11 protein-coding genes and 1 tRNA gene are annotated in these 11,647 nt (G+C 59.0%); all 12 read left to right on the top strand.

What is annotated here, in order from left to right:
* The coding region (locus tag AC1DIJ_RS30200; RefSeq protein ID WP_477831752.1) for an EF-Tu C-terminal domain-related protein at positions 1–209 on the top strand (209 nt) is incomplete at its 5' end.
* A gap of 155 nt (positions 210–364) precedes the next feature.
* A complete protein-coding gene (locus tag AC1DIJ_RS30205; RefSeq protein WP_112390817.1) occupies positions 365–1,258 on the top strand; it encodes an NAD-dependent epimerase/dehydratase family protein in 894 nt (297 codons plus the stop codon).
* 141 nt (positions 1,259–1,399) lie between these two features.
* Positions 1,400–1,475, top strand: a tRNA-Trp gene (locus AC1DIJ_RS30210).
* Positions 1,476–1,499: 24 nt separating this feature from the next.
* Positions 1,500–1,865, top strand: a complete 366-nt coding sequence (locus AC1DIJ_RS30215; protein ID WP_148194256.1) for a hypothetical protein — start codon at positions 1,500–1,502, stop codon at positions 1,863–1,865.
* Positions 1,862–3,457: a glycosyltransferase family 39 protein gene (locus AC1DIJ_RS30220; RefSeq protein WP_112390815.1), complete on the top strand. Its 1,596-nt coding sequence runs from the start codon at positions 1,862–1,864 to the stop codon at positions 3,455–3,457. Before AC1DIJ_RS30215 ends, AC1DIJ_RS30220 begins: the two co-directional genes overlap by 4 nt.
* A 267-nt stretch (positions 3,458–3,724) precedes the next feature.
* On the top strand, positions 3,725–3,925 hold the full coding sequence (gene secE / locus AC1DIJ_RS30225) for a preprotein translocase subunit SecE (RefSeq protein WP_112390814.1): 201 nt from the start codon (positions 3,725–3,727) through the stop codon (positions 3,923–3,925).
* A 17-nt stretch (positions 3,926–3,942) separates the two neighbouring features.
* Positions 3,943–4,473: a transcription termination/antitermination protein NusG gene (gene nusG / locus AC1DIJ_RS30230; RefSeq protein WP_112390813.1), complete on the top strand. Its 531-nt coding sequence runs from the start codon at positions 3,943–3,945 to the stop codon at positions 4,471–4,473.
* Positions 4,474–4,642: 169 nt separating this feature from the next.
* On the top strand, positions 4,643–5,074 hold the full coding sequence (gene rplK, locus AC1DIJ_RS30235) for a 50S ribosomal protein L11 (RefSeq protein ID WP_112390812.1): 432 nt from the start codon (positions 4,643–4,645) through the stop codon (positions 5,072–5,074).
* Positions 5,075–5,078: 4 nt separating this feature from the next.
* Positions 5,079–5,777, top strand: coding sequence for a 50S ribosomal protein L1 (rplA, locus tag AC1DIJ_RS30240; protein ID WP_112390811.1), 699 nt, complete (start codon positions 5,079–5,081; stop codon positions 5,775–5,777).
* A gap of 330 nt (positions 5,778–6,107) precedes the next feature.
* The gene (rplJ, locus tag AC1DIJ_RS30245; protein WP_016553543.1) at positions 6,108–6,626 is read left to right on the top strand and encodes a 50S ribosomal protein L10; all 519 of its coding nucleotides are present in this window, start codon (positions 6,108–6,110) and stop codon (positions 6,624–6,626) included.
* 58 nt (positions 6,627–6,684) lie between these two features.
* Positions 6,685–7,062, top strand: a complete 378-nt coding sequence (gene rplL, locus AC1DIJ_RS30250; RefSeq protein WP_112390810.1) for a 50S ribosomal protein L7/L12 — start codon at positions 6,685–6,687, stop codon at positions 7,060–7,062.
* Positions 7,063–7,322: 260 nt separating this feature from the next.
* Positions 7,323–11,462, top strand: a complete 4,140-nt coding sequence (rpoB, locus tag AC1DIJ_RS30255) for a DNA-directed RNA polymerase subunit beta (protein ID WP_112390809.1) — start codon at positions 7,323–7,325, stop codon at positions 11,460–11,462.
* The last annotated feature ends 185 nt before the right edge of the window (positions 11,463–11,647 follow it).

Genomic DNA, 11,647 nt, shown 5'->3' on the forward strand with positions numbered 1-11,647 from the left:
TATACCGCCCGCAGTTCTACTTCCGTACGACTGACGTGACCGGTATCGTTTCGCTTCCGGAAGGCACGGAAATGGTTATGCCGGGCGACAACGTCACCGTTGTTGTCGAGCTGATCGTTCCGATCGCGATGGAAGAAAAGCTGCGCTTCGCRATCCGCGAAGGCGGCCGTACCGTCGGCGCCGGCATCGTCGCCTCGATCATCGAGTAATCCCAGGATTACCGAAAGTCTGGAAAGGCCCCGCTGGCAACAGCGGGCCTTTTTCATTGTCACGCGATGGTGACGCCGGCCTTTCGGGCGGCTCTTGCGCTTGGCTGCAAAGCCTTTATCTATCCCTCCGATTTTCATCACGCGGAGGATATTTCATGAAGAAGCGCATTCTTTTCACCGGCGGTTCGGGCAAGGCAGGGCGGCATACGGTGCCGTGGCTGGTCGCCAAGGGCTATGAGGTCCACAATATCGATCTGGTGCCACTCGACAGTCCCGGTGTCACCAATCTGATCGCCGACATCACCGATAGCGGCCAGGTCTTCAACGCGCTGTCGATGCACCGCGATTTTCCCGATCTGGAAGCAGGGAAGGGCGTTCAGCCTTTCGATGCTGTCATCCATTTCGCCGCCGTCCCGCGCATCCTGATCAAGCCCGACAACGAGACCTTCCGCATCAATACGATGGGCACCTACAATGTCATCGAGGCGGCAGTGAAGCTCGGCATCCGCAAGATCGTCGTCGCCTCCAGCGAGACGACCTACGGCGTCTGTTTTGCCGAGGGGCATCGCGACTTCCACCAGTTCCCGCTGGACGAAGACTACGACGTCAACCCGATGGATTCCTACGGCCTCTCCAAAGTGATCAACGAGAAGACGGCGCGCGCCTTTGCCGAGCGCTCGGGCGCCGATATCTATGCGCTGCGCATCGGCAATGTCATCGAGCCGCACGAATATCAGAAGTTCCCGGAATTCTTCGCCAATCCGGAAATACGCAAGCGCATCGCCTGGAGCTATATCGATGCCCGCGACCTCGGGCAGATCTGCCATCTCTGCATCGAGAAGGACGGGCTGGGCTATCAGGTGTTCAACGCCGCCAACGATACGGTGTCCGCCAACACGCCGTCGCGGGAACTGGCGCAACGCTTTTTCCCCAATGTTCCGTTCACCCGCGAGATCGGCGAATACGAGGGCCTGCTTTCCAACCGCAAGATCCGGGAAGTGCTGGGCTTCAGGGAAGAGCACGACTGGCGGAAATACGTGAAGGCGTAAAGCCGAAGCGGAACGGCGGCGCGGTGTTGGAAAAAATGGAAAAACGCACTTGCCAATCCCGCGCAGCCGTCTTAAAGGGTGCGCCATGCTTTAAACGGTGCTTCGAGGCCTTGAGGTCAACAAGCTGAATGCAAAGCGTAAAGGGGTATAGCTCAGTTGGTAGAGCGGCGGTCTCCAAAACCGCAGGCCGTGGGTTCGAGCCCCTCTGCCCCTGCCATTTTCAGACTTCCTTATCATTTACTTGAATATTCTCGGCTGGATGTTTTCCGGCCGTTTGCTTGACGAATCCCTGCGAGCACCGGCGATCGGAATGGCGCCGGAGATGGACGTGAATCCAGAAAAGACAAAAACGCGATCGCCGAAGGCTGGCAGGGCGTCACGATCGGTATTGGTCGATGCGCTGAAACCGGTCGGCGTCACCGATCCTATTGCAGGCAAGGACCAGTCCTTACCATTGCTGTCGCTGGTCTTTCCCTGCTTCAACGAGCAAGAGGTTTTGCCGCGGTTCTTCACACGTGTGATCGATGAGCTTGTCGTCCATATTTATTTCGAGGCGAAGCAGCGGCCCATTTACGTCGTGAGGGGCCGCTACGGGAGCAGGGCATGAGCGCTCCCGCTGATCGATCACGCAACGAAGTCTCGCTGCTGCCTGGCGTCAGCTCCTACGTGCCCCGCAAGACGCTCAATACGACGCTGTTTTGGGCCAGCGCGTTCGCTATCCTGTTGATTGCCGTCGGTTTGAGGATCCCCTCATTGGCGACCCGTTCCCTCTGGTTGGACGAGGCCTACAGTGCCTGGTTCTCGGCCCGTCCGCTCCAGGAGCTCTGGACAAAGGTGCCGCAATACGAAACGCACCCGCCTCTCTACTATACGCTCTTGAAAGGCTGGCGCGGTATGTTTGGCGCCAGTGAGGATGCGCTCCGCAGCCTCTCGGTCCTTGTAAGCGTGTTGACCGTTCTCCTGCTCTCCATTTCCGGCCGGCTGTTGCGGGTTGGACGAGATGGCGAGGTGGTGTCGCTGCTTGCTGGTCTTTTCCTTGCAGCCAACGCAGGAAGTATAAAATATGCCCAGGAGGCCCGACCCTATGCGCTTGAAACGCTTGCGGTCACGGCGACTTTGCTTGCTGCGGCCGGCATTCTAACGGCGGCCCGCAGCCAAGACGTCTTCCGCAAAACGCCAACGACAGCTCTTGCGGTTATACTTTCGTTGTCGGGTGGCTTGGTCCTGTGGTGCCACAACACCGCTGTCTTTGTTCTGTTCGGCGTATGGTGCGCTTTATTTATATCGATCTTACTGCTGGAACCGGCGTTGCGGCTGCGGGCGCTGGCTGTCGCTATTGTTGCTGGCATTGGCGCCCTTGCAGTCTGGGCGCCGTTCCTGCCCTGGTTTATTCATCAGAGCCAAAGCTTCAGTGCAATGCAGTTTTGGATAAGCTCATCACCGCATGATTTGGTCACTGCCTGGATATTGGCCGGTGGCGGCCTTCCGCCCGCGTTTATCGTATGTCCCTTGGCAATCGGCGGCGCATGGGCCTTATGGCGTCGTGACCGGCCGCTAACGGCGTTGCTCTCGATCACGTTGATGTTGCCGCTCTGCCTCGTTCTGGCCGTCAGTTTCACCGTGAAGCCAATCTACATTGACCGGTTGTTCAGCTGGATGGCGCCGCCATTGATGGTGTTCGTCGCATGCTGTGTTGTCGCCGTCACGACGAGCGTTCCGGTGCGGGCGGTGATTTGCGCCATTCTGCTGGCATCGAGCCTCCAGGTTGTGATCGCAGGATATGCGGAGGAGCCGATGGACAACTTTCGAGCATTGAGCCGGGAGATCATGGCGCAGGCGAAACCTGGCGATGCCGTTATCGTGGTTCCGAACGAGCTCAGTGTCGGTTTTGAATACTATGCCGGAGTGCCGGATTTTCCGCCTGTCACCTACGTTCCCGGACCGTTTCCGTATCTTTCCCCGGCCGGCGGGCGCCGATATGTTGCAAACCTCGGAGCGCCGGCGATCGAGCTTGCGGACATCGATGGTCTTGAGCGCAAGCTCGGCAATCCCGGCCGGATCTGGCTCGTCACCCGCGGTATCGGTATCTACGATCCAGATGGCTCCGTCCGCCGCGTGGTCGCATCGAGAGGAACACTCGTTGCGGAATTTCACTTTGGTATCATTGAAGCGTCTCTCTACGAGAGTCGAACTCGCTAGGCTTTGCTGCTGTCCATAAAAGATGCTGGTCGCGCATTGCAATGCACGGATGGCTTATGGTAACAGGGCGGCCAGATGCGGGATTTCCGCGCTTGGCGAACACCCGGCGCAGCCTTTGAGGCTGAAACGCCGTGCATCCGCTAATTTCGTTAAACTTCGGTTCCCCTCTTGTGCAATCGGGAATCGGTGTTTATGTAGGGTTCAACAGACACGCGGTGCGTGGGGCTGATAGTTTCAGCTTTACGCGCCGTAATTGCGTGGGCAGTGATGGCATCCAAATCCAATCCATTTACGTTTCTTCAGCAGGTGCGGTCGGAAACGGCCAAGGTCACCTGGCCGTCGCGCCGCGAGACGATGATCTCGACGATCATGGTTCTCGTAATGGTGGTTTTCGCCGCGCTGTTTTTCTTTGCTGCCGACCAGCTCATCAGCTGGCTCCTGAGCTTCGTGCTCAACATCAGCAACTGATCGGGTGGAGATAGAAGATGGCGGCACGTTGGTACATCGTCCACGCGTATTCGAATTTTGAAAAGAAGGTCGCTGAGGACATCGAGAACAAGGCTCGCCAGAAGGGGCTTGAGCACCTGTTCGAGAAGATCCTCGTGCCGACCGAAAAGGTGGTTGAAGTGCGCCGTGGCCGCAAGGTCGACAGCGAGCGCAAGTTCTTCCCGGGCTACGTCATGGTTCGTGCGAACCTGACGGATGAAGCCTACCACCTGATCAAGAACACGCCGAAGGTCACGGGCTTCCTGGGCTCCGACAACAAGCCCGTTCCGATCCCGGATTCCGAGGCCGACCGTATTCTCGGTCAGGTGCAGGAAGGTGTCGAGCGTCCGAAGGCTTCGGTCAGCTTCGAGATCGGCGAGCAGGTTCGCGTTTCCGATGGTCCGTTCGCGTCGTTCAACGGCACGGTTCAGGATGTCGATGAAGAGCGTTCGCGCCTGAAGGTGGAAGTTTCGATTTTCGGCCGCGCTACGCCGGTCGAGCTGGAATACGCTCAGGTCGAGAAGGTCTGAGTTGCGGGTGAGTCGCCAAGGCTCGCTCGTGTGCGGTGAAAACCGCAAATCGCGTGGAAGGTGAGGGGCCTTAGCCGGACCTCGATATTCCGCACCACGCAACCGCAGCCGCCGGAGCGATCCGGCATCAAGGGCCGGGCAACCGGCTATCAATGAAAGGCAGAGAGTTATGGCTAAGAAAGTTGCAGGCCAGCTCAAGCTTCAGGTCAAGGCAGGATCGGCTAACCCGTCCCCGCCAATCGGCCCGGCGCTTGGTCAGCGTGGCATTAACATCATGGAATTCTGCAAGTCGTTCAATGCGGCTACGCAGGAAATGGAAAAGGGTATGCCGATCCCGGTCGTCATCACCTATTACCAGGACAAGTCCTTTACCTTCGTCATGAAGCAGCCGCCGGTCAGCTACTTCCTGAAGAAGGAAGCGAAGATCACGTCCGGTTCGAAGACGCCTGGCAAGGGCGCCAACGCCGGCAAGCTCACCAAGGCTCAGATCAAGTCGATCGCCGAAGCCAAGATGAAGGATCTCAACGCAGCGGATATCGAAGGTGCAATGGCGATGATTGAGGGCTCTGCCCGCGCCATGGGCCTGGAAGTGGTAGGTTAAGACCATGTCAGGCAAGCGCACCAAGAAGATCAACGAAGGTGTTGATCCCACGAAGCTCTACACACTCGGCCTCGCCATCGGCATGGTCAAGGAGCGTGCTGTCGCCAAGTTCGACGAGACCATCGAAATCTCGATGAACCTCGGTGTTGACCCGCGTCACGCAGACCAGATGGTCCGCGGCGTCGTCAACCTGCCGAACGGCACCGGCCGCGACGTTCGCGTTGCTGTTTTCGCCCGCGGTGCCAAGGCTGATGAAGCCAAGGCTGCAGGCGCAGACATCGTCGGCGCCGAAGATCTGGTCGATATCGTCCAGGGCGGCAAGATCGACTTCGACCGCGTTATCGCGACCCCCGACATGATGCCGCTCGTCGGCCGTCTCGGTAAGGTTCTCGGCCCGCGCGGCATGATGCCGAACCCGAAGGTCGGGACGGTTACGATGGACGTCACGGGTGCCGTCAAGGCTTCCAAGGGCGGCGCCGTCGAGTTCCGCGTCGAAAAGGCTGGTATCGTCCACGCCGGTATCGGCAAGGCCTCGTTCGAAGCCAAGGCTCTGGAAGAAAACATCCGCGCCTTCGCTGACGCCGTCATCAAGGCAAAGCCGGCTGGCGCCAAGGGCAACTACGTCAAGCGCGTAGCGATCTCTTCGACCATGGGTCCGGGCGTCAAGATCGAGCTCGGCTCGGTCACCGCTCCGGCCGCCTAACGAATTTGCCGGGCCTAGGCCCGGCAGCATGCATTCCGGCCTCGCAAGGGGCCGGGATATTCCGGAGAAATCCGGAATCCTGTCCGAGATTGCAGGTGGTTATCCCTTAATCACTTAAGCCTGCATGAGACGGGTAAGACCCGAATTGCATGAAGCTTAGCTTCGATCGATTTGGTTCGAGCCTTGGATGCCTTGTCCTCCTAGCCTTGAGTGGCGCGGAGCGCGAGGGGACAGGATCCTGAAGCGTCGCTTGGGATCGCTTCTGATCTCAGGAGGCAAAAGGCAACCCGGCAGGCCCCGTCAAACGGACCTGCCAACTGGAGATAGGCAGTGGAAAGAGCGGAAAAACGCGAATTCGTCACGGAACTGAACGAAGTCTTCAAGGCTTCGGGCTCGGTTGTCGTGGCCCACTATGCTGGTGCTACAGTCGCGCAGATGAACGACTTCCGTTCAAAGATGCGCGCAGCTGGCGGTACCGTCAAAGTCGCGAAGAACCGCCTGGCCAAGATCGCCCTTCAGGGTACGGAAGCAGAAGGGATCTCTGGTCTCTTCACAGGTCAGACGCTCATTGCATACAGCAATGACCCGATCACTGCTCCGAAAGTCGTCGTGGATTTCGCCAAGACCAACGATAAGATCGTTGTTTTGGGCGGCGCCATGGGAACAACCACGCTCAACGCCGATGCAGTCAAGTCGCTTGCGACCCTGCCGTCGTTGGACGAACTGCGTGCAAAGCTGCTGGGCATGATCCAGACTCCGGCTACCCGCATCGCAGGCGTTGTTGCAGCACCGGCAAGCCAGCTTGCTCGCGTGTTCTCGGCTTACGCCAAGAAGGACGAAGCCGCATAAGGCGGTTTTTTGCTGTTTATAAAACACCGGTTCGAACCGAACAAAAGGAACTGATAACATGGCTGATCTCGTAAAGATCGTTGAAGACCTCTCTGCACTGACCGTTCTGGAAGCTGCAGAACTGTCCAAGCTTCTCGAAGAAAAGTGGGGCGTTTCCGCTGCTGCTCCGGTAGCTGTTGCTGCTGCTGCTGGCGGTGGCGCTGCTGCTGTCGTTGAAGAAGAAAAGACCGAGTTCGACGTCATCCTCACGGATGCCGGCGCGAACAAGATCAACGTCATCAAGGAAGTCCGCGCTATCACCGGCCTCGGCCTCAAGGAAGCCAAGGACCTCGTCGAAGGCGCTCCGAAGGCTGTCAAGGAAGCCGTTTCCAAGGCTGAAGCAGCTGACATCAAGAAGAAGCTTGAAGACGCTGGCGCAAAGGCCGACGTCAAGTAATCTTGAACTGCATCTGGGAGGCGGCGTTTGCCGTCTCCCATTTGCCGTTTTCCGGAACGAATTACCCAAAAGCCGCGTGAAAACGGCTTTTGGGTAATGGGTTCTTCAAGAGGATGGTCTCGAACCGGGACACGCAGGCAATCCGGCCTGGTGGTTTCGGGAAGTGAGACGAGTTTGAACCAACCCATTGCTTGACGGGGTCGACTGGCCATCGGTTCCCGTCCGTTGCAGGCCCGGATGCAATTTTTGAAGGAGCGACGATGGCTCAGACCCTTTCGTTCAATGGTCGTAGGCGCGTACGCAAGTTTTTTGGTAAAATCCCCGAAGTCGCAGAGATGCCGAACCTCATCGAGGTTCAGAAGGCGTCCTACGACCAGTTCCTGATGGTAGAAGAACCGAAGGGCGGCCGCCCTGACGAAGGCCTCCAGGCCGTCTTCAAGTCCGTCTTCCCGATCACCGATTTCTCCGGCGCCTCGATGCTGGAATTCGTGTCCTATGAATTCGAACCGCCGAAGTTCGACGTCGACGAGTGCCGCCAGCGCGACCTGACCTACGCTGCGCCGCTGAAGGTTACTCTCCGTCTCATCGTGTTCGATATCGATGAGGATACGGGCGCCAAGTCGATCAAGGACATCAAGGAACAGTCCGTCTACATGGGCGACATGCCGCTCATGACCAACAACGGCACGTTCATCGTGAACGGCACCGAGCGCGTTATCGTGTCTCAGATGCACCGTTCGCCGGGCGTCTTCTTCGACCACGACAAGGGCAAGAGCCATTCTTCCGGCAAGCTGCTCTTCGCTGCCCGCGTCATCCCGTATCGTGGTTCCTGGCTCGACATCGAATTCGACGCCAAGGACATCGTCTATGCCCGTATCGACCGCCGCCGCAAGATTCCGGTGTCGTCGCTGCTGATGGCCCTCGGCATGGACGGCGAGGAAATCCTCGATACCTTCTACACCAAGTCGCTCTACAAGCGTGCCGGCGATGGCTGGCGCATTCCCTACCAGCCGGAAACCCTCAAGGGTGCCAAGGCGATCACCGAAATGGTCGACGCCGACACCGGCGAAGTCGTTGTCGAAGCCGGCAAGAAGCTGACCCCGCGTCTGCTCCGCCAGCTCTCCGACAAGGGCCTGAAGGCCCTGAAGGCGACCGACGAAGACCTGTACGGCAACTACCTTGCCGAAGACATCGTCAACTATTCGACGGGCGAGATTTATCTCGAAGCCGGCGACGAAATCGACGAGAAGACCCTCAAGGTCATCCTCGACCACGGTTTCGAGGAAATCCCGGTTCTCGGCATCGACCACATCAATGTCGGCGCCTACATCCGCAACACGCTGTCGGCAGACAAGAACGAGAACCGTCAGGACGCTCTGTTCGATATCTACCGCGTGATGCGTCCGGGTGAACCGCCGACCATGGATTCGGCCGAAGCCATGTTCAACTCGCTGTTCTTCGATGCGGAGCGTTACGATCTCTCCGCCGTCGGCCGCGTGAAGATGAACATGCGTCTCGACCTCTCGGTCGAAGACACCGTCCGCATCCTGCGCAAGGACGACATCTTGGCCGTGGTCAAGATGCTGGTCGAACTGCGCGACGGTAAGGGCGAAATCGACGACATCGACAATCTCGGCAACCGTCGCGTTCGCTCCGTCGGCGAATTGATGGAAAACCAGTACCGTCTCGGCCTGCTCCGCATGGAGCGCGCGATCAAGGAACGTATGTCCTCGATCGAAATCGACACGGTCATGCCGCAGGACCTGATCAACGCCAAGCCGGCAGCTGCTGCCGTCCGCGAATTCTTCGGCTCCTCGCAGCTGTCGCAGTTCATGGACCAGGTGAACCCGCTTTCGGAAATCACCCACAAGCGCCGTCTCTCGGCTCTTGGTCCGGGTGGTCTGACCCGCGAGCGCGCAGGCTTCGAAGTCCGCGACGTTCACCCGACGCACTACGGCCGTATTTGCCCGATCGAAACGCCTGAAGGCCCGAACATCGGTCTGATCAACTCGCTGGCAACTTTCGCACGCGTCAACAAGTACGGCTTCATCGAAAGCCCGTACCGCAAGATCGTCGATGGCAAGGTAACGAACGACGTTCTCTACCTCTCTGCCATGGAAGAAGCGAAGTACTACGTTGCCCAGGCCAACGCCGAACTCGACAAGGATGGTTCCTTCGTCGACGAATTCGTCGTCTGCCGTCATGCCAACGAAGTTATGCTCGCGCCCCGCGACAGCATGAACCTGATGGACGTCTCGCCGAAGCAGGTTGTTTCGGTTGCTGCCGCTCTCATCCCGTTCCTGGAAAACGACGACGCCAACCGCGCTCTCATGGGCTCGAACATGCAGCGTCAGGCCGTTCCGCTGCTGCGTGCTGAAGCTCCGTTCGTCGGCACCGGCATGGAGCCGGTTGTTGCCCGCGACTCCGGCGCTGCTATCGGCGCCCGCCGCGGCGGCGTGGTCGACCAGGTCGACGCGACGCGTATCGTTATCCGTGCAACGGAAGACCTCGAAGCTGGCAAGTCCGGCGTCGATATCTACCGCCTGCAGAAGTTCCAGCGTTCGAACCAGAACACCTGCGTCAACCAGCGTCCGCTGGTCACCGTCGGTGACGAGGTCAACCGCGGCGACATCCTCGCCGACGGTCCGTCCACGGATCTGGGCGATCTCGCTCTCGGCCGTAACGCGCTCGTCGCGTTCATGCCGTGGAACGGCTACAACTACGAAGACTCGATCCTGCTCTCCGAGCGTATCGTTGCTGACGACGTGTTCACCTCCATCCACATCGAAGAATTCGAAGTGATGGCGCGTGACACCAAGCTTGGTCCGGAAGAAATCACGCGCGACATTCCGAACGTCTCGGAAGAAGCGCTGAAGAACCTCGACGAAGCCGGTATTGTCTACATCGGCGCCGAAGTTCAGCCGGGCGATATCCTCGTCGGCAAGATCACGCCGAAGGGCGAAAGCCCGATGACGCCGGAAGAAAAGCTTCTGCGCGCCATCTTCGGTGAAAAGGCGTCCGACGTGCGCGACACGTCCATGCGCATGCCGCCCGGCACCTACGGCACGATCGTCGAAGTGCGCGTCTTCAACCGCCACGGCGTTGAAAAAGACGAGCGCGCGATGGCAATCGAGCGCGAAGAGATCGAGCGTCTTGCAAAGGACCGCGACGACGAACAGGCGATCCTCGACCGTAACGTCTACGGCCGTCTGATCGAGATGCTTCGCGGCCAGATGTCCATCGCGGGCCCGAAGGGCTTCAAGAAGGGCACTGAGCTTTCGAACTCCGTCGTTTCCGAATATCCGCGCTCGCAGTGGTGGATGTTTGCGGTCGAAGACGAGAAGGTTCAGAGCGAACTCGAAGCCCTGCGTGGCCAGTACGACGAATCCAAGTCGCGCCTTGAACAGCGCTTCATGGACAAGGTCGAGAAGGTCCAGCGCGGCGACGAAATGCCTCCGGGCGTCATGAAGATGGTCAAGGTCTTCGTTGCTGTTAAGCGCAAGATCCAGCCAGGCGACAAGATGGCCGGCCGTCACGGCAACAAGGGTGTCGTGTCGCGTATCGTGCCGGTCGAAGACATGCCGTTCCTCGAAGACGGTACGCATGTCGACGTCGTTCTGAACCCGCTCGGCGTGCCTTCGCGCATGAATGTCGGTCAGATTCTCGAAACGCATCTCGGCTGGGCTTGCGCCGGCATGGGCCGCCAGATCGGCGACATGCTGGAAGCCTACAAGGCGAGCGGCAACATCGCTCCGCTGCGCAAGACGATCGGCGACGTTGTCGGCGACGGTCCGAAGGCCGAACAGGTCAAGGACTTCGACGATGACTCGGTCCTGCGTCTGGCAGACCAGTGGAAGCGTGGCGTTTCGATCGCAACGCCGGTGTTCGACGGTGCGCACGAAGGTGATGTCAACGAGATGCTGGCTCTGGCCGGCCTGAAGGAAAGCGGTCAGTCGACCCTTTACGACGGTCGTACGGGCGAGCAGTTCGACCGCCAGGTCACGGTTGGCTACATCTACATGCTGAAGCTGAACCACTTGGTCGACGACAAGATCCACGCCCGTTCGATCGGTCCTTACTCGCTCGTTACCCAGCAGCCGCTGGGCGGCAAGGCGCAGTTCGGCGGTCAGCGCTTCGGCGAAATGGAAGTCTGGGCACTGGAGGCATATGGTGCGGCTTACACGCTGCAGGAAATGCTCACGGTCAAGTCGGACGACGTCGCCGGCCGTACCAAGGTCTACGAAGCCATCGTCCGTGGCGACGATACGTTCGAAGCGGGTATCCCCGAAAGCTTCAACGTTCTCGTCAAGGAAATGCGCTCGCTCGGTCTGTCGGTCGAACTGGAGAATTCCAAGCTCGACGAACAGCAGGCGAACCAGCTGCCTGATGCTGCTGAGTAACCATCTGATAGGGTGTGCGCTGTAATCAGCGCACACCGTTCCCGCTCTGGCCCCGTAACGTGTTGGCCGGGCAGGGACGATTTCGCCGCATTTCGCGGTTATTGTCGTTTTGAGCGTTGGCGCGGCTCCCGGGATTTGCCGCCGGCCATAGCAAGATAAGGGCGCATCCGCCCATGAAGGAGACA

Source organism: Rhizobium sp. 10N427 (genome assembly GCF_056394605.1).

Coding starts and splice junctions, on each gene's coding strand:
- secE (WP_112390814.1), top strand. CDS start 3,725: ATGGCATCCAAATCCAATCCATTTACGTTTCTTCAGCAGGTGCGGTCG.
- AC1DIJ_RS30220 (WP_112390815.1), top strand. CDS start 1,862: ATGAGCGCTCCCGCTGATCGATCACGCAACGAAGTCTCGCTGCTGCCT.
- AC1DIJ_RS30205 (WP_112390817.1), top strand. CDS start 365: ATGAAGAAGCGCATTCTTTTCACCGGCGGTTCGGGCAAGGCAGGGCGG.
- rplA (WP_112390811.1), top strand. CDS start 5,079: ATGTCAGGCAAGCGCACCAAGAAGATCAACGAAGGTGTTGATCCCACG.
- rpoB (WP_112390809.1), top strand. CDS start 7,323: ATGGCTCAGACCCTTTCGTTCAATGGTCGTAGGCGCGTACGCAAGTTT.
- nusG (WP_112390813.1), top strand. CDS start 3,943: ATGGCGGCACGTTGGTACATCGTCCACGCGTATTCGAATTTTGAAAAG.
- rplL (WP_112390810.1), top strand. CDS start 6,685: ATGGCTGATCTCGTAAAGATCGTTGAAGACCTCTCTGCACTGACCGTT.
- rplK (WP_112390812.1), top strand. CDS start 4,643: ATGGCTAAGAAAGTTGCAGGCCAGCTCAAGCTTCAGGTCAAGGCAGGA.